This is a genomic window from Psychrobacter sp. 1U2 (assembly GCF_051847575.1).
The window spans coordinates 75004-92130 of record NZ_JBPYDC010000005.1 but is presented as its reverse complement, the minus strand read 5'-3'; the positions used below and the strand labels follow the sequence as shown (position 1 = coordinate 92130).

At 45.5% G+C, this 17127-nt stretch carries 18 protein-coding genes; 12 read left to right on the top strand and 6 right to left on the bottom strand.

The features are described 5' to 3' along the window. Positions 1-837: a shikimate dehydrogenase gene (gene aroE / locus ACS8FD_RS03970; protein ID WP_439274566.1), complete on the bottom strand. Its 837-nt coding sequence runs from the start codon at positions 835-837 to the stop codon at positions 1-3. Positions 838-839: 2 nt separating this feature from the next. Then, positions 840-992 carry a hypothetical protein gene (locus tag ACS8FD_RS03965; RefSeq protein WP_439274565.1) on the bottom strand — a complete coding sequence of 51 codons (153 nt, stop codon included), beginning with the start codon at positions 990-992 and terminating at the stop codon, positions 840-842. A 145-nt stretch (positions 993-1137) separates the two neighbouring features. On the opposite strand from ACS8FD_RS03965, the gene ACS8FD_RS03960 reads away from it, so the two are divergent. Together ACS8FD_RS03960 and ACS8FD_RS03955 are read left to right on the top strand one after the other, a co-directional pair. After that, complete coding sequence (locus tag ACS8FD_RS03960; protein WP_439274564.1) at positions 1138-1818, top strand: hypothetical protein; 681 nt, start codon at positions 1138-1140, stop codon at positions 1816-1818. Between the two features lie 3 nt (positions 1819-1821). Beyond that, positions 1822-2880: an aminotransferase class IV gene (locus ACS8FD_RS03955; protein ID WP_439274563.1), complete on the top strand. Its 1059-nt coding sequence runs from the start codon at positions 1822-1824 to the stop codon at positions 2878-2880. 4 nt (positions 2881-2884) lie between these two features. On the opposite strand, the gene ACS8FD_RS03950 is transcribed toward ACS8FD_RS03955, so the two are convergent. After that, on the bottom strand, positions 2885-3076 hold the full coding sequence (locus ACS8FD_RS03950) for a DpnD/PcfM family protein (RefSeq protein WP_439274562.1): 192 nt from the start codon (positions 3074-3076) through the stop codon (positions 2885-2887). A gap of 141 nt (positions 3077-3217) precedes the next feature. On the opposite strand from ACS8FD_RS03950, the gene ACS8FD_RS03945 reads away from it, so the two are divergent. Next, positions 3218-3712, top strand: a complete 495-nt coding sequence (locus ACS8FD_RS03945; RefSeq protein WP_439274561.1) for a hypothetical protein — start codon at positions 3218-3220, stop codon at positions 3710-3712. Here the strand turns inward: ACS8FD_RS03945 and ACS8FD_RS03940 are convergent. Then, the gene (locus tag ACS8FD_RS03940; RefSeq protein ID WP_439274560.1) at positions 3709-4473 is read right to left on the bottom strand and encodes a DpnI domain-containing protein; all 765 of its coding nucleotides are present in this window, start codon (positions 4471-4473) and stop codon (positions 3709-3711) included. The genes ACS8FD_RS03945 and ACS8FD_RS03940 overlap by 4 nt on opposite strands. 158 nt (positions 4474-4631) lie before the next feature. Here ACS8FD_RS03940 and mltG point away from each other — a divergent pair, with 158 nt between their 5' ends. Both mltG and tmk read left to right on the top strand, forming a co-directional pair. Beyond that, positions 4632-5915 (top strand): endolytic transglycosylase MltG, encoded by a 1284-nt coding sequence (gene mltG / locus ACS8FD_RS03935; RefSeq protein ID WP_439274559.1) that lies wholly within the window; start codon positions 4632-4634, stop codon positions 5913-5915. Positions 5916-5978: 63 nt separating this feature from the next. After that, positions 5979-6620, top strand: a complete 642-nt coding sequence (gene tmk / locus ACS8FD_RS03930) for a dTMP kinase (RefSeq protein ID WP_439274558.1) — start codon at positions 5979-5981, stop codon at positions 6618-6620. Between the two features lie 109 nt (positions 6621-6729). On the opposite strand, the gene ACS8FD_RS03925 is transcribed toward tmk, so the two are convergent. After that, complete coding sequence (locus ACS8FD_RS03925; RefSeq protein WP_439274557.1) at positions 6730-9045, bottom strand: cation:proton antiporter; 2316 nt, start codon at positions 9043-9045, stop codon at positions 6730-6732. Positions 9046-9698: 653 nt separating this feature from the next. Here ACS8FD_RS03925 and ACS8FD_RS03920 point away from each other — a divergent pair. The 7 genes from ACS8FD_RS03920 to ACS8FD_RS03890 all read left to right on the top strand — a co-directional run bounded on the left by ACS8FD_RS03920 (position 9699) and on the right by ACS8FD_RS03890 (position 16362). Continuing rightward, positions 9699-11138: a Do family serine endopeptidase gene (locus tag ACS8FD_RS03920; protein ID WP_439274556.1), complete on the top strand. Its 1440-nt coding sequence runs from the start codon at positions 9699-9701 to the stop codon at positions 11136-11138. 88 nt (positions 11139-11226) lie between these two features. Then, positions 11227-12537 (top strand): hypothetical protein, encoded by a 1311-nt coding sequence (locus ACS8FD_RS03915; RefSeq protein WP_439274555.1) that lies wholly within the window; start codon positions 11227-11229, stop codon positions 12535-12537. 377 nt (positions 12538-12914) lie between these two features. Next, entirely contained in the window at positions 12915-13820 is a 906-nt protein-coding gene (dapA, locus tag ACS8FD_RS03910) for a 4-hydroxy-tetrahydrodipicolinate synthase (RefSeq protein ID WP_439274554.1), read from the top strand. A 138-nt stretch (positions 13821-13958) separates the two neighbouring features. Then, positions 13959-14294 carry a hypothetical protein gene (locus ACS8FD_RS03905; protein WP_439274553.1) on the top strand — a complete coding sequence of 112 codons (336 nt, stop codon included), beginning with the start codon at positions 13959-13961 and terminating at the stop codon, positions 14292-14294. Between the two features lie 222 nt (positions 14295-14516). Continuing rightward, positions 14517-15230 carry a phosphoribosylaminoimidazolesuccinocarboxamide synthase gene (gene purC, locus ACS8FD_RS03900; RefSeq protein WP_439274552.1) on the top strand — a complete coding sequence of 238 codons (714 nt, stop codon included), beginning with the start codon at positions 14517-14519 and terminating at the stop codon, positions 15228-15230. A gap of 148 nt (positions 15231-15378) precedes the next feature. Continuing rightward, entirely contained in the window at positions 15379-16026 is a 648-nt protein-coding gene (locus ACS8FD_RS03895) for a DNA-3-methyladenine glycosylase (RefSeq protein ID WP_439274551.1), read from the top strand. A 24-nt stretch (positions 16027-16050) separates the two neighbouring features. Beyond that, positions 16051-16362 carry a YqfO family protein gene (locus ACS8FD_RS03890; RefSeq protein ID WP_439274550.1) on the top strand — a complete coding sequence of 104 codons (312 nt, stop codon included), beginning with the start codon at positions 16051-16053 and terminating at the stop codon, positions 16360-16362. Positions 16363-16497: 135 nt separating this feature from the next. On the opposite strand, the gene ACS8FD_RS03885 is transcribed toward ACS8FD_RS03890, so the two are convergent. Next, positions 16498-17127, bottom strand: coding sequence for a hypothetical protein (locus ACS8FD_RS03885; protein WP_439274549.1), 630 nt, complete (start codon positions 17125-17127; stop codon positions 16498-16500).

The following is a 17127-nucleotide window of genomic DNA, read 5'->3' as shown; positions in this document are numbered from 1 at the left end:
TTATGCCGATGGCGCTGGCAAGTCTTTTGTTGCTGCCGCGATATCTGCGGCCTGTCCGGTCCAATGCTCAAAGCTTAGCGCTGCTTGATTGATAAGCATACCGTAACCATCAGATACCTGTGCGCCGCGCTGTGCAAAGTGCTGCAAGAAGGGCAGGGCGCGCCCATACATCATATCGTAAGCATAGTGAGTGTTAAGACTATCGGCTATCGGTAGGATATCTTGGGTCAGACCGATGGAAGTGGCATTAATTATCAAGTCAAACTCGCCAGTCAGCTCCGCCGTCGTACAAGTCTCAATAGCCTGCTTCTCAATCGTTTGGCTTGCCGCGCTAAGCTCAGTGACTAGCGTCTGCGCTTTACTTAAAGTGCGATTGGCAATCGTTAAGGACGCGATACCCGCTTGAATGAGAGGCAGTACCACGCCGCGCGCTGCGCCGCCTGCCCCAATAATCGCCACGCGCGCCTCTTTCAGTGGCCATCCTAAGCTAGTGATGTGATTGACTAAGCCTTGACCATCGGTGTTATCACCATAAACCGCACCGCCTTTTGTCAATAAGGTATTGACTGCACCTGCCACGCGGGCGTGTTCGGATAAGCCTCCTTGCGCCTGACAGTGAGTAAAAGCGATTTGTTTAAAGGGTACGGTGACATTAGCGCCGACGCCGCCACCATTAAAAAAAGCCTCGACTACCGCGATAAAGCTAGCTTCATTATCTGGACAATACTGGCGCTGATAGCGAATATCGATATCGGTTTGAGCGGCAAAGGTCTGATGAATCTGCGGTGATTTACTGTGGCTAATGGGGTTGCCGATAACGATGAAATGCTGAGTCATTGCTAAAATCCTGTTAAGCGAGTTTGAGAGGCTTCTATTTCTGTTTCTACTGTTGAGGTTAAGGTAGCTCTTAGCGTTAAAGTATCATAAGCGATAGGCAAATCTTTAACAAACTGGCGTTGCAAGCCGTCATAAAACAACAATACCGTTAACAAATCTGTACTCGCTCGTATTGTTATCGGTAACCTAAAGGCTAGTCAAGGCTGAAGCAGTTGGGTAAACTATCAGCATTAAAGTTTTGCTAAAATCCTATTTATATCAAGCCGGTCTGACGACTCTACATTCAATATTTTAGATAAAATGAGTAAATTGCCCATGCAGAAAAAAAGCCTTCACCCTTTGATGGTCAGTATGCTAATGATAGCCGGCCTCTCTTTGAGCGCTTGTAATGACTCAAACCAAGGCGCGGAGAGCGAGGCCGAGGTGTCGACAACCACTGAGGAGGTCGCGACCGAAGCTGCTAGCAACTCAACGGATGCCGCCGATCTCGATGGCGCAGTTGCTAATCAAGGAACCCCCGTCAGCTACGATATGTCGAGTTGGGGCAGCACAGCGGTCGAGCCGGTCAGTATCGATGAGCTAGATGATATTCAATCGACCTTTGGTAAGGTCGTCACCACTGACAAAAACAGCCTTGATTATGCCAGTAATCCGGCGACCAAATACCGCTTTATGCAAGCTGATGAGCCGTATCTAGATGTTATCGACTCGCAGAAGTATCTAGAGCTGGGCTGGTATTACGCCAATCCTACCGACACGGAAAAAGAAAAAGAGCTCAGTAAGGCGCACGCGCAAAAAGCCTATACACTAGCCCGTCAGTTGATGGGCGATGAGGGCGGCCGAGTGCTAGCTGATATACTCAACGGTCAAATCGTCAAAAATAAAACCGCGGGCGGTCAAACCATTGAGCTTGCCAAATGTGAGTTCTATAGCTGTATGATTATCTTCAATAAGTCAAAGGCGCAAACGAGTGAAAGCTAAGCGGTGAGTATCGACGATAGTGACAGTACTTATAACGCTTACAACCATAGCCTACAGGGCGGCTGGTACGCTATACACCCGCAACCAAATAGCGCTGAGCCAAGCATATCATCGAGAGCCGGGCTGTCAGACCCCTTGCCATCAGCTGGGTTGCCATTAGACAATCGCGGCTTGGCTTATGGCGATGGTTTTTTTACTACTATGGCGGTGCTTGATGGCGAGATTGTATGGGCGGATTATCACTGGCAGCGGCTAGAGAGTCATGCCTCTGCGCTACAGCTCGTTCTCCCTAAGCCAAACTTACTCTCTAGCCTAAAAGCTTATGCTCAGCAGCTCCAGCAAGGGGTTATGAAGGTCATCGTCACTCGCGCTACCCAGTCGCTGCGCGGTTATGGCTTTGCCGCGGATGCAGGCGGTCACGCTTGCGAGATTTGGCTCAAGCTTATGCCTAGCGAGCGGCAAAGTGCGACTTATCAAAGCGCCTTGCACAAAATGGCTAGCTCTCACGACACCTTACTGCTCCCAAATGGCGACCCTGTTATTCAGCAAGCGCCTAGCCGCGCCGTTTGTCTGACTTCACAAATCTCTGTACTGCCGCCTACTTTGGCCGGACTAAAATCGCTAAATCGTCTTGATAATGTGCTAGCTAGTGGCGAGCTTGAGCAGATTAAGGCGAAAAGTCCTGATACCGGAATAGGTGAGGGATTAGTGCGGGATATGAGCGGGCAGTGGGTCGAGGGTGTGATGAGCAATGTCTTCTATCAGTTGTCCGGCTCTCATACTACGAGCAGTGGTGAGCAAGAGGATGTTAACAAGAATAAAAACTATCTCACTGATGGCCAATGGTACACGCCGCCAATGACGCAATCGGGCGTGGCTGGGGTCATGCGCCAAGTGCTTATCGATAGCTTAGCTGAGACTGAAAATCCGGTGATTATGATGTCACTAGCTGATAATGATTTGCCACAAATTAGCCAAATGTTCTTTTGTAATGCGGTGCGCGGTGTCATGCCTGTTTCCACTTTAACCTTGCTGTCGGGGCAGGTGGTTGAGTTTAATTAATCGCTTATTCCACTGCAAAAATAACAAATTGCGTATCAAGTCCATTATCAGGATATAACACAATATCCTCGTTCCTATACTTGTCATTGGCTTGCGAAATTGCAGACGCACCATCTTCCGCGACTACTTCGACAAGTGCGCTCATCGTTTCGATTATCTCTATTTGATAAGTTTTCAATTTCTTTTCGTTTGTCATAACTATACTCGATTTTGCTAGATATTGTGCTTGTGATCCTAGCAAAAGCGATAACAGAGAAGTGATCGTCTTTTGTTAATAACGATTGTGCATTGACGTTAATCGATCAATGCTAGTGTTTTTAACAGAGGATGATATCTAATGCGCTCAATCTATGAAGATGAAAGAATTCCATTACAAATCCGTCGATTAATAGTTTTTAGCAACATTTGCCGTAAGGCTAGAAAACGTCCTGATGAGATCGTGTATTTAAATTCTAAGACAAAGCTTGCTTTCAGCGTTATATATTTTGAGAGAAATAATAAATATGTCGCTTACGGTGGAGTTTTCAAATACGCGCATACTAGGAAAGAAGTGCTAGAAAAGGAATTAGATAAAACTTATCACGATGAATTCGTAATGTGTGCGATGACTATTAGCAGGCAAGCCTTTACAAAACCTGCTGGGACACTATTAGCTTTATTATGGCAGTGGAATAAATATGTTAACAATAGACCTCATAACTATGTGAATGGTAATCCTGCTACCTTTTTTCCAGTTAATGATGAGTTGGAAAAAGACTACCTACCATATAAGTATCATAACCATTTATTAGCGATAAAAAACCTACCTCTTTGGGATAATTATAAGAATTAATATGACTTCCTATAATAACCACGTCCTAAAAAATCAATAAACCCTTTGTCCCGTAGCACTTGTAGTTGCTGGCGAATTTTGTCCTTAATATGATTATTATCAGGGTGCTTACCCTGTAATTCATCTGTAAAAGCATAGACCTGTTTTAAATTAAATTTGTCATCAAGTCTGTCAATGCACTGCCAAACATCTAGTGTCCAACCGCGCGAGTCCAACGACTGCTCACGTAAAAATAGGGTTTTTTGAAATTGCTGTGTGACGGTATCGCGCGCAATGACATTTTGATTTTTTACTAAAAATACTTTGCCCGACTCAGGCACTTGGCGCAAATCAATATTACAGCCGACCCAACCTGCGCGTTTGGCAGTGGCAGCTAAAGGCTTACGCTTGATTATGGTTTCAGGTTTAAAAAACTGCTTGGGAATAATTAAAAAGTTATTGACCGTAAACTCTGGCGAGTAGGTCAAAAAGAAAAAACTGGGATTAACGTCGCTCTTGATACGCGCAAGCATAGTCTCATAAGCGCCATCATTGATGATTTGACTGAGCTTAGCCTTTTTACTTTTTAGCTCAAATTGTTCACTACAACTACCGCAGTAAAAGTCAGCCACAGGTTGATTGTTGGCAAAATCAGCTAATGGTTGAATACCGCAGTTGGGACAGTAACCATTGTCCTTTACCCATGCCTCACTTAATACACGAATAATTTGCGGTCCAGATTTGTAGTTTTTGGCAAGATTCTGATCAAAGTTTAGATACATAGTGAGAAGTCTTCATTGAAATATAATTGACGGAATAGTTGTTATTAAGCTAAATATCGTCCTGCAAACTCTAAGATAATTCACAAGCTAAGCAAATACCATTGAAAAGCTTACGGTTCAGTGCTAAATTCTAGCAAACTTCTGCCCTTTGAGGTGCCATGAGCACGCCGACCCCCGAAAACCCTAATAATAAGCCTAATGATAGCGCTTCTGCTGAGCCGAATGCTGAGATAGTCGACTCTTCACGCGTAGAGCCAACCTCTGGGCGTGACGCTACTGATGAGCTGAACAAAGCGCCAGCCACCGATGTGTCGCTGATTAGTGGCAGTAGTAAACCGCGGCGTTATAAAAAAGACAATCCATCGTTTTTTATGCAGCGCGGCTATCAGATATTGTTAGTGCTCGGGCTGATTGCCGCTTTTTTATTAGTGATGGTGTATCAGACGCTATTTGGCCGTATCACTCAGCCGGCGCAAAAAGTCACTATCGAGCAGGGCGATACTTATTATGGCTTACTACCGCAGTGGCAACAACAAATCCCACTGTTCTCCGCCAGTATTGCCAAACTCTACATCAAGTCGCAAGTCGATGCGCCGCTGCACGCCGGTATCTATCCGTTGCCTGAGAACCCAACGATTGCAGAAGCTCTGCATATATTTGGTCAAGGCGCAAAAGTGGCGATGGTCAAAGTACAAGTCATCGAGGGTAAGACGGCAAGCGATCTGTATCAGAACTTGCGAGACAATGAAGGTATCGTCAAAGAAGTGCTAGTCGAGGGTACAGATAATGCCAGTATCGCCAAAGCATTAGACTTGGCTGGGATACTGCCAGAGTCGGTGACGACGAGCGACGATCCTATCGTCAACTACAATCTTGAAGGCTGGTTTACCCCAGACACTTATTATTACGGGGAAGGCGCAACCGACACCCAAGTCTTGACCGATTTGTATAAGCGTCAGCAGCAGGCATTGACTGAGGCATGGGAGAATCGCGCGTCAGATCTGCCTTATGACAGCCCTTATCAAGCGCTGATTATGGCTTCTATCATCGAAAAAGAAACCAGCGTAGCCGATGAGCGCCCGCTCGTATCTGCGGTGTTCAATAATCGCCTGAAACAAAGCATGCGCCTGCAAACCGATCCAACGATTATTTATGGTATGGGTAGCCGCTACGATGGCAATATCCGCCGTCAAGATATCGATGAAAAGACGAGCTATAACACCTATCAAATCGACGGTTTACCGCCGACGCCAATCTCTTTGCCGTCGCCAGCCTCTATCGAAGCGACTTTGCATCCTGCGGATAGCGAGGCACTGTATTTTGTAGCGACGGGCAACGGTGGGCACAAATTTACCAATAGCTTGAGCGAGCATAATAAAGCAGTGCAAGAGTATCTCAAGGTAATGCGTGAGAAAAAATCACAAACCCCACCTGGTGAGTAATAATCGCTTTTAATCAAGCTCAAATAAGCATACAAATTGGCTTAGTATGATTTAAGGAATAATGTGACAACAACAGTAGGTCGGTTTATTAGTTTTGAAGGTACAGAAGGCGTTGGCAAGACTACCGCTATTGAAGGCTTATGCCAGCGTTTGCAGTCAGTAGGTATTGACTACATACGTACTCGTGAGCCGGGTGGTAGCCCTTTTGCTGAGCGTCTACGCGAGATATTGCTCGATCCGGCGACTGATATCAACGACGATACCGAGCTACTGCTATTATTCGCCGCGCGCTGCGATCATCTCCAGCAAGTTATCTTGCCGGCTCTGCAGTGCGGTACTTGGGTGATTTGCGATCGCTTCACTGACTCCACTATTGCTTATCAAGGCTATGGCCGCGCCGATGGGGATCAGCAAGTATTAGCAAAAATTGATACTCTGATCGCTCAGTTTATCGCGCCTCTACCTGAGCTGACGCTATGGCTGGATTTGCCTGTGTTAGAAGGCATGGCCCGCGCCGGCAAACGTAGCGCGGCTGATCGCTTTGAGCAGCAGGCCACGGCGTTTTTTACTCGTGTTCATCACGGGTTTAGTATGCTAGCTATGCAGCACCCTGAGCGGATTGAGCGTATCGATGCTAGCGGTCGCAGCGATGAAGTCGGTATGCGTGTTTGGCAAACTGTGCAAGCTCGCTTTGATTTAGACTAATAGTTTCTATCAGGGTTTTCTTAGGCAGTGTCTCAATAAAAACGCCAACTCACATCAGTGAGTTGGCGTTTTTTGTACAAGCTTTAGCGAATGATAGGTTCAATAATAGCTATTTATCAGTGCTACTCTTCTCAGAACTACTCTTCTCAGAACTACTCTTCTCAGAATTATTGTTCTCAGGAGTATTATCAGTGCTATTACTGCTGCTATCTTTACTGTCAGGCAGACGATTGGGATCGAGCGAGCCTGATTTAGTCTTTGGCGCCTGTCCGCTGACGTTGGTACCTGTGTTAGTCTTGGTCGCGGCTTTAGTATTATTCGACTTGACACTCTTAACTGCTGTGTCCTCTATAGCTGATGTCGTCGGTTTTACAGTGGTGTTATCAGCAGTATGGTCCGCTTTAGAGACTTTATCATCGACTTGAGAGGCGCTGCTTTGCTCATTGCTGCTAGCATTGTGAGCACCTTCTTTAGCATCGGTAGTACTCGCTTCTTTATCAGCAGCTTCTATTTCAGTATCGCTAGCCACGTCTTCTACTAACTCTTTTTCTTTACGCTTTTCAGGCGCTTTGTAGTTGGCCTCAAAGTCTGCATCAGCTGCGGCGCGAGCTTGTTCTTGCTTGGCGGTGACGTCCACAGGTTTTGGTTTGATACCATCATCAACGACTAAAGCAATAAGCTTGCGATCACGCGGTACATTACCATCGAACTTGTCAGTGATGACGTGCAGCTTGCCTTCTTTATCGATAGTATAGAGCGGTACAAATTGCTTATTATCGGCTTTATACTGCTCATAATTATAGCTATCAGTGATGTTGGTGATCTTAATCTTGGCTTTTTTGGAGATCATGCTAGCAAGCTTAGTATAAGTGACGTCTTTGCCAAACAGCCACTGCGAGCTAAAATTAGATTGCTTGTCATCGCGCTCGCTTTTGACTTTTTCTTCGCTGAACTTGAGACGATACAGCTTACGCTCACCGAATTCATGGCGATAATGAATCTCAGATAGGGTGTTCATCTCTTTATCCATACTCATGGCGAATAGGCGACCGATACCGATGAGATCGAGATGACGATCGGCGTGATCTGAGATGGGGTTACCAAAATAAGTACGCAGCCCGCTCATACGCGCCTTAGCAATATTAGTATAGTTGTTATGAGCGACGATGACATCGAAGCCTTGCTCTTTTAGCGATGTCGCTACAAGCAGCGCAATGGGGTTGGAGCCGACAATCAAGATACCATTGGTCTCAGGCTCACGCACGCCCAATAGATTCCCAACGAATTTGGCTCCTAAGCCCTGAATCATCACCGTACCGATGATTACCATAAACACTAATGGCACTAAGAGCTCAACGCCTTGGATATCATACTCTTGCAGACGAATGGCAAATAAGGAGGAGATAGCAGCAGCGACGATACCGCGCGGACCAATCCAGCTGATCATCAGCTTTTCATTGGTCTTTAAGTTAGAGCCAATAGAGGAAGCCCAAACCGAAAGTGGCCGCGCAACTAGCATCACAATCGCTAGTAACACTAAGCCTGCAAAACCGACGTTGAGCAGACTTGAGAGCTCAACACGGGCAGCGAGGATAATAAATAGCACCGATATTAGCAGTACCGTCAGCGACTCATTGAACTCTAATATGGTATCGCGTGGGAATTTTGGCCAGTTGGCGAGAGCTACTCCTAAGACAGTCACCGTCAGCAGCCCAGACTCATGCTCTAGATGGTTTGAGATCGAGAACAGCACCAATACAAAGGCTAACGTAAAGACGTTGCGCAAAAACTCGGGTATCATATGGCGACGCATTAAGAAAGCCAATACCCAAGCCCCTATCAGACCTAAAGCAGTAGCCAGCACGACGATTTTGGCGAAGAGGAGAATACTGCTGGCTTGTCCGCCTGAGATTATATATTCATAGACCAAGACTACAGCGATGGCGCCGATAGGGTCGATAATGATGCCTTCCCACTTTAGAATGTTGGAGATGGTCTTATTAGGACGGACACTGCGCAATAGCGGCATAATCACTGTCGGCCCTGTCACACAAACGAGCGCCCCGAACAGTAAAGCAATCAGCGGATCGACATCGAATAGCAGATAGGTCGAGAGCGCAACGATGGCGATAGTAATAAGCACGCCAACCGACACTAGCATCTGTACGACCGTACCATGCTGCTTGATTTCATCAAACTCTAAGGTCAAAGAGCCTTCAAATAGAATGATGGCGACCCCCAAAGAGATAAAGGGAAACATCAGCTCGCCTAGCACCAAATCAGGATCGAAAATACCAAGGATAGGTCCAACGATAATGCCAATTAATAATAAAAACAAAATGGACGGTTGCTTTAAATACCAAGCTAGCCATTGGGCGGCAATGCCGACGCCAACTACGCCAGATAGTAATAGGGCGGTATCCATAAATTAATCCTTTTTGTAAACCTGTCACACATCACAGATTAGCGTCGGTTTAATAATGCTATAAAGCGCTAATGAGGTTTTATTTTAAAGTTAAATTTTAGCCTGACCACAATCAACACGCCCTAGTCATAAAATACAAAATAATGATTACAAACAATAGAACAGAGGGACACTAAAATAACGGCAGGGATAATGGGGTGATCAATATTATTCATTCGATACTAGCTATTATAGAAAACTAAAAAGCCGGTTCAGACCGTTTCAATGTAAGAGCTTTTGATTAAGGACTGACAGCAGGACATTTATTGTAGTAAGGCACATCTATGGTGCCCGTAGCAAATATCAAAGGATAAAAGCTGACTTTTGTTTGCTATAAATAGTATTCGGTTTATCATAATAGCATGATTTTATTTCAGTTGTATCAGCACGCTACTAAGCTGACGGTCATTCATTAGTCACAAAAGCACTTATGGCCTAGGCAACTAGAATGATGACTCAGCAAGAGACTGACAGATAATACTCAGATGAGACTTAGACGACACTGTTATTAACGTTAAAATTACCTCATACTAATAGTAGTTTTCATGCCAATAAGTTGATATTGAGCATAAAAACCGCAAATAATAATATAAAGTTAGCATAAGGGGAAGGATATGCAGGGGCAAATGGCCGATTATAACCTCAAATATTGGTGGCAGCGCAGCTTACTGGCCGTAGCGATAGGGGTCGGCGCTGCTACTATGAGTCCTTTGATGGTTACTCCTGCCCAAGCCGCGGTTGCTAGTACGGACTTCTCAGATTTAGTACAGCAAGTGACACCAGGGGTGGCTCGGGTCAATGTGACGACCAATATTAGTGATGAGGAGCTGGCCCAAGCGCAGACGGCTGAGCTGCTACGTCAGTTCTTTGGTGATCGCGTGCGTCTCCCAGACCGGCCGCCCACACCCGCTATCGAAAACGCCTATGGTACAGGGTTTTTTGTCACTGCAGATGGTTATATGCTGACCAATCATCACGTCGTTGAGGGTGCCGATAAGATTACTGTGACTCTCAATGATCGTACTGAATTAGATGCGGTGTTAGTGGGTAGTGATGAGCGCTCAGATGTTGCCGTCTTAAAAGTCATGGGCAGTCAGTTTCCTGCTTTAAGTATTGGCAACTCCAATTTGTTAAAAGTGGGTGAGCCTGTACTGGCAATAGGCTCGCCCTTTGGGTTTGACTACTCTGCTTCAGCGGGTATCGTTAGTGCCAAGTCGCGCAGCTTTTCGCGAGAGACTAGCGTGCCGTTTATTCAGACGGATGTAGCGCTCAACCCCGGTAACTCCGGTGGACCGCTCTTCAATCAACGCGGAGAGGTCATCGGTATCAACTCGCGTATCTTTAGTGGTACTGGCGGCTACATGGGGCTGTCGTTCTCTATTCCGATGAATGCGGCGATGGATATCTATGAGCAGCTCAAAACTAATGGCGAGGTGACTCGTGCTTATTTAGGTATTTATCCGCAGGATATCGATCGCAACTTAGCAGAAGTTTATAAGTTATCGCGGCCACAAGGTGCACTATTAACGCGAGTCTCACCGGACTCACCGGCGCAAAGAGCCGGACTCAAAACGGGCGATATTATCTTGCAGTACAATAAGGTGCAGATTATACGCGCCGATGATTTACTGAACTTACTGAACCGCGCGCGTCCAGATGATCCTTTTCAAGTCCAAATCCAGCGTGAAGGTAAGCGCTTGATGTTGACCGGCAAGCTCAGCCGTGCGCCAGGTGATGTGCAAGCGCAGAGCCGTGATAAGCAGAACAATGAAGTGCAACTAGGCCTGCGTCTACGTGACTTGACCACCGATGAGCAAGCACAGTTTGCCTCAGAGAGTAAGGTTGGCGTCTTAGTGACCGCCGTTGATCCTACTGGCTTAGCCGCGCGATCTGGTATTATGGCTGGTGATATCGTTACTAATCTGCACCAAAAGCCGATTAAGACGGTGACCGACTTTACTAGCGCTATCTCATCACTCCCTAAGCAAGGCGTAGTGACTATCGAGGTTGTGCGTCAAGGTATTCCCGCTATTATCGGTCTGCGTATAGAATAGGGCTTGTTTATCACCGTTATAGCCTTTTATAATGACCGATTTTATAAAAGGAGCGCGTAATTTTAGTGCGCCTCATAGATAGGTAACCATGACTGAGCCTTTAATCACCACTTTGACGACAACGACGGCGGTAGTACTGCTAGCGTATATAGTGCTGTGGTCTTGGCTACAAACCTTTAACGCCAATCCTACCAAGCGCTTTGTCGCTATTTGGCTAAAGCTGATATTGTATTATGCCGCTTACACTATGCCGTTTTGGGCGGTGCTCACGGTAGTCGGTTGGACTTATGGTTTGACCCCAAAGCTGATGGGGTTAACGACTTCAGCCGTTTTATTTATTCTAGTCGCTATGGGTCTGTACTTTTATACCGTGGTGGTACAGCCCAATCGTCTGCGCCTGCATCATCAAGAGATTGACTTGAGTCTAGATAAGCCTTTGACAGTAGCGGTGTTGGCGGATCTACGTATTGGTCTGTATAGCGGTAAGCCCCGGCACATCCGTAAGCTGATTACCACTATCAATGAGTTATCGGTAGATGCAGTGTTGATTACCGGCGACTGGCTATATTATCCAGGCGCTGACTTAGTAGGGCAGATGATGTTATTTAAAGGGGTCAATAAGCCCATTTATACCGTCATGAGCATCTCAGATCTACGTTATCAGTCGATGAATACCACTAAGCAAGGTAAGCCTTTATTAGAAGATACCTTAGCGAGCGCTTTTGATGTCTTGGACGTTACCTATATAGGTCAGCAGTGCTGGCCGCTACCGACCCAAAGCACAACCCTTGATCAAAAGCAAAGAACAGTCGGCGCTGAAGCGAGTCTAGCTATGCTATGTGGCTGGCAAGACTTGCCGAATCAGGCTACCAAACAAGCCAGCGCTGAGGTCAATAAAATGCAGGAAGTCGCCACAGAGACAGAAGTGCCTTTAGATTGTTACCATAAAGTTAAAAAACACGACGCTACTCGATTGCTAGATGACAAAATCCCTAGTAAAACAGAGATGAGCAAAAAACAGCTTAGCCAAGAGGTTATCGTAACCGCTAATAAAGCTGAGCTTTGTGAAGAGATCAGACGAGCACAGCAACCGGTAGTTATCTTAGCCTCACGCTTCGATAGTATCACCGATCTGCCGAATGGCTTACAGCCAAGGCCGCTACTAATAGCAGGCGCGGCCAAGAAAGCGAAGTCACAAGCGCTAACCCGCGAACAACGCCGATCGGCAGCTACTGATGAAAATAGCCAAACCGTCTTTAGCACTTTTAACAATAAATTCAGTAAACGCGGCTTATATCAGCATGGCAGTGCGCAAGTATTTGTCAGTAGCGGTATCGGTACTCGCGGCTTACCGTTTCGCTTATATCGCCCAACTATCGATGTGTTGACGATTCGTTAATACAGAACGAAACAAAAGGTTAAGCTCTTTATTATCTTTGAAGGTTTACGCTAGAATTGGCTTATAAATAGTGTCTTAAGTCTGCTCCCGATATTTTGAGTAGCGAGATTGAGTCAGTGCTAGATAGAAAAATAAGGATTAAAGCCGGTTACTGCTATAAAAAACCGGTTAATACTATAAGTTGTCCTAGCGTGAGACTCACGAGCGGAGTAGACACTAATTGACAGCTAGTAGCTCAAGCAAAATATGCTACACTATCGGGCATTTAATTATACGTGCAGCTCGTAGTAGCTATAAACCAAAAATACGCTCAAAAGCTAACGTTTCCTTTATATAAAATTGATAATATTACCGCAAAAAAACAGTAAGGCATGGTTATGAGTACAGCATACGACGATATCAAAACCCAATTACAAGGCTCAATGGTAGCCTTAGTCACGCCTATGCATCCTGACGGTAAGGTCGATTATAAACGTCTAGCAGACCTCATAGATTGGCAAATCGAGCAGGGCACGCATTGCTTAGTAGCGGTAGGAACCACTGGTGAGTCGGCCACCTTATCCGTACCTGAGCATAGCGAGGTGATTCGCTTTTTTGTTAAGCACGTTGATGGTCGTGTTCCTGTGATTGCTGGCACCGGCGCTAACAGTACCGATGAGGCTATCAAACTTACTCAAGAAGCAAAGGAGGCTGGCGCTGACTGTGCGCTACTCGTCGCGCCTTACTATAATAAGCCGCCACAAGAAGGGCTATACCAACATTACCAAGCTATCGCTGCAGCAGTCGATATGCCGCAGATGCTCTATAACGTACCAGGGCGTACTGTCGTCGATATCGCTCAAGAAACCGTTGAGCGCTTAGCGGATATCGATAACATCGTTGCTATCAAAGATGCGACAGGCTCAGTTGGGCGCGGTGAGCAGCTTATCAAAGCCGTTGGCGATAGATTAGTGGTTTTATCTGGCGATGATGGTACTGCGCTTGATCTCATGAAAGTCGGCGCCAAAGGCAATATCTCAGTCACCGCCAATGTCGCACCAAAAGCGATGAGCGAGACTTTCACAGCAGCCCTGCGCGGTGATTTTACCGCCGCGAAAGCAGCTCATGACGTCGTTGAGCATCTGCACCGTGATTTATTTATTGTGTCCAGTCCCATCCCTGCCAAATACGCGCTACACAAAATGGGCATGATAGATAAAGGGATTCGCTTGCCACTCGTTTGGCTAGCGGAGTCGCATCACGCGACCATCGATAAAGCCTTGGTAAAAGCAAACTTGATCTAATATTTAAGCATGAATTAATATCTAAGCATGAGCCAATATCTAAGCATCAGTACAAACGCGCATTTAATGCTAGAATTTAGTCAACACCTAAGCGTAATCACTAATGAGCGCTAACGATTAAGACAATACAGAGACAGCATGATGAAAACATCATTAAACATCACAAAATTGAATATCTCTAAAATCGCTCCTGCTATGCTGGCGGTTATTTTAGGGAGTACTTTAGTCCTCAGCGGTTGCCAGTCTCTAAAAGAGTTCGTGGGAAAACGTGATAATGGTAGCTTGGACTATCAGCAAAGCCAAAAGCTTAAACCGTTACAACTGCCTGCCGATGCACAAACAGCGCCATTCGTGCCTTTATATCCGACTCCAAACGCTGGGGTTAATACGCTGAATTTAGAAAACGAAGCGGGCAAGCAGTATCAATTACCAAAACCTCAGCGCACTGTGGCTACTACCACGGTTACTGAATAGACCAATTTTCACTTTAATAGCGTCTAAATAGTCTGTTCAAAATAATAAACGCACTAAACGGTTAGCGTGCTGTTGCTATAAGCCTTTACTGGATTGCCATCGTTCAATGCTCACCGCTTAGGTTTTATAGTCAGTATTGCGCTGCACTTATTCTTTCTACTTTGAACCGGCTATCACTCTCTTAGATGTCTCATATAAGTTTGCAAGAACAGGATTCTTATCATGCAAAAACAACAACTTTTATATAAAGGTAAAGCCAAATCAGTCTATGAGACTGAAGATAACAATTTACTGATTTTGCATTTTCGTGACGATACCTCAGCGTTAGATGGTAAACGTATTGAGCAGTTGGCGCGTAAAGGTGAGGTTAATAACCGTTTCAATAGCTTTATTATGCAAAAGCTAACCGAAGCTGGCATTGAGACCCATTTTGAGCAGCAGCTCTCTAGCGATGAGGTGCTCGTCAAACGCATGGATATGCTGCCTGTTGAATGTGTGGTGCGTAACTATGCCGCCGGTAGTCTAGTGCGCCGCTTGGGCTTGGAAGAAGGGCAAGCGCTCACGCCGCCGACCTTTGAGCTGTTTTATAAAGACGACGCGCTAGGCGATCCGATGGTTAACGAATCTCTAGCCGTCACTTTGGACTGGGCAACCGACGAACAACTTGCCAAGATGAAAGTCTTAAGCTATCAGGTCAATGAGGTACTAAAAGCGCTGTTTGATCAAGGCGATTTGATCTTAGTGGATTTTAAATTAGAATTTGGCGTCTTTCATGATCGTATCGTCTTAGGGGATGAGTTCTCACCCGATGGTTGCCGTATTTGGGACAAAACCACTAAGAAGAAGCTTGATAAAGATCGCTTCCGTCAGTCTCTAGGCGATGTGATTGAAGGCTACGAAGAAGTGGCTCGCCGTATTGGGGTACCTTTAGACTAAACTGTAAATAGTAGTTCTACTACAAAACTGAGCCGCGCGCTCAGTTTTTTTATGCAAAATTTTACTTAATTGTTCTTAAAGTGCGACCGTTATCTTGGCTATATTGCTTATACTAAAAGCTATCATTTGATTCGGATAAAAGTCTATCATGTCCAAAGCGAAGAGCAACTCGACTATCCTAGAGCCTTCTTGGTTTGCTCGGCCGACTTGCGTGGTAGCGGCGGATTTGATTGGCAAAGTTTTATGCCGACGAATAACCGACACGGATAGCGTGCAAAAAATATTACGCATGCGAATAACTGAAACCGAAGCTTATATAGGACAGCAAGATGGCTCAGTTGCGGCGCACTTAGCTAAAGGCAAAAAGGGCAGTTCGCTAGCCGATATCATGTACGCTGAGGGCGGCGTATTTTATGTCTATTTGACTTATGGCGTGCATCTGATGCTCAATTTGGTCAGCGGTGCTGTTGACTCTCCAGAATCGGTGTTGATACGAGCTGGGTTTTTAGCTGAAGATAGCGAGCGTCTGCTTGAAGAGCAAAATTTAAGTTCTGATAAGCAGCTTAGCCATATCAAACAGTTCGCCGGCCCAGGTAAATTGACTAAACGCTTACAAATTGACCGTGCGTTATACGGCGCCTTGATTACGCCTGAGTCTGAGGTTTGGATTGAAGATGATGGCTGTTCGCCACCAATATCATTGCGACCGCGCATCGGAATCGATTATGCTGGAGAGGCAGCAGACTGGCTACTACGTTATGTATGGACAGATCATCCATCGCTATCAAGAAAATAGGCTGATATAAAATAAGGAAGTATTATGTATAAGCTGACCGTATTTATTCCATATGAGGCGCTAGAAGAGGTTAAAGCGGCGCTATTCGCTGCAGGGGCTGGCACTATCGGTAACTATCAGCACTGCTGCTGGCAAGTGCAAGGTCAAGGGCAATTTATGCCAATGGCGGGCAGCAATCCGCATCTTGGCAGTCAAAATAATATAGAAAAAGTCGAGGAATGGCGCGTTGAGATGGTGGTTAAGACGTCAGTGATAGAAGATGTGATTAAAGCCCTAAAACAAGCGCATCCTTATGAAACCCCTGCTTATGATGTCATTGAAGTATTAAATTTTTAGCTATTAAAGTGGCCCGATAGGTATAAAAAAAGGGTCAAACCAAAGCTAAGCGCTTATCTGACCCTAAGCATCAAGACTGTATGATATAACAGCGATGCAAAAGCGTATCACTCTACCTGTTGCTCAGCACGCCGATCAGTCTTTTTCTATCTTAATGACATTTAGACTTGGATAGCTGAGCAAGATCTCATACTCTTGTGAGCCTTTTCTGGCCTCGATCTCAAATACGCCGCGATTGTTCCTCTCATCGAGTTCGATATCTTCTACGCGGTACCCCATAGCCGTCACCTTTCTAATAGCACGCTGCCTAACGGCCGAATAGCGACTTTCTTGTTTTATTCTATCTTCGACGTCATCGTAACGCTTTTTGTTTTTATATTTATTATTACCTTTTTTATGATCCTTATCTCGCCATACGTCATCCCATTGCTTTTTATTTGAATTGAGCAGCTTTAAGTTAGGATAGGAGTAAGTAAGCTCATAAGCCTGATTGTTCTTTTTTGCATAGGCTTTAAGTACTCGCTTACCGCGATAAGTATCAGGCCTGATATCCATCAACTGATAGCCTTGACGACGTAATTCTCTACGCAGCTCTTGCCGTGCGCGATTATAATTAGCGTTTGTATAACCATCATCGCCCTGATATATCGGCTGATTATTATAGCCTGGACTAGCAACCGTACAACCGGCCGACACGCCAAACATCGTCAAAATAAGACTTGCTGAGAGTAGTTTTTTAAGTGGGAGAGTAGGGAGTGTTTTCAT

Bases quoted from the DNA above. Each gene is read 5' to 3' on its own strand.
- ACS8FD_RS03890 (WP_439274550.1), top strand. From the start codon at position 16,051: ATGTATAAGCTGACCGTATTTATTCCATATGAGGCGCTAGAAGAGGTT.
- mltG (WP_439274559.1), top strand. From the start codon at position 4,632: ATGAGCACGCCGACCCCCGAAAACCCTAATAATAAGCCTAATGATAGC.
- ACS8FD_RS03945 (WP_439274561.1), top strand. From the start codon at position 3,218: ATGCGCTCAATCTATGAAGATGAAAGAATTCCATTACAAATCCGTCGA.
- purC (WP_439274552.1), top strand. From the start codon at position 14,517: ATGCAAAAACAACAACTTTTATATAAAGGTAAAGCCAAATCAGTCTAT.
- ACS8FD_RS03950 (WP_439274562.1), bottom strand. From the start codon at position 3,076: ATGACAAACGAAAAGAAATTGAAAACTTATCAAATAGAGATAATCGAA.
- aroE (WP_439274566.1), bottom strand. From the start codon at position 837: ATGACTCAGCATTTCATCGTTATCGGCAACCCCATTAGCCACAGTAAA.
- ACS8FD_RS03940 (WP_439274560.1), bottom strand. From the start codon at position 4,473: ATGTATCTAAACTTTGATCAGAATCTTGCCAAAAACTACAAATCTGGA.
- ACS8FD_RS03895 (WP_439274551.1), top strand. From the start codon at position 15,379: ATGTCCAAAGCGAAGAGCAACTCGACTATCCTAGAGCCTTCTTGGTTT.
- ACS8FD_RS03925 (WP_439274557.1), bottom strand. From the start codon at position 9,045: ATGGATACCGCCCTATTACTATCTGGCGTAGTTGGCGTCGGCATTGCC.
- ACS8FD_RS03960 (WP_439274564.1), top strand. From the start codon at position 1,138: ATGAGTAAATTGCCCATGCAGAAAAAAAGCCTTCACCCTTTGATGGTC.
- dapA (WP_439274554.1), top strand. From the start codon at position 12,915: ATGAGTACAGCATACGACGATATCAAAACCCAATTACAAGGCTCAATG.
- ACS8FD_RS03915 (WP_439274555.1), top strand. From the start codon at position 11,227: ATGACTGAGCCTTTAATCACCACTTTGACGACAACGACGGCGGTAGTA.
- ACS8FD_RS03920 (WP_439274556.1), top strand. From the start codon at position 9,699: ATGCAGGGGCAAATGGCCGATTATAACCTCAAATATTGGTGGCAGCGC.
- ACS8FD_RS03885 (WP_439274549.1), bottom strand. From the start codon at position 17,127: ATGAAAACACTCCCTACTCTCCCACTTAAAAAACTACTCTCAGCAAGT.
- ACS8FD_RS03905 (WP_439274553.1), top strand. From the start codon at position 13,959: ATGATGAAAACATCATTAAACATCACAAAATTGAATATCTCTAAAATC.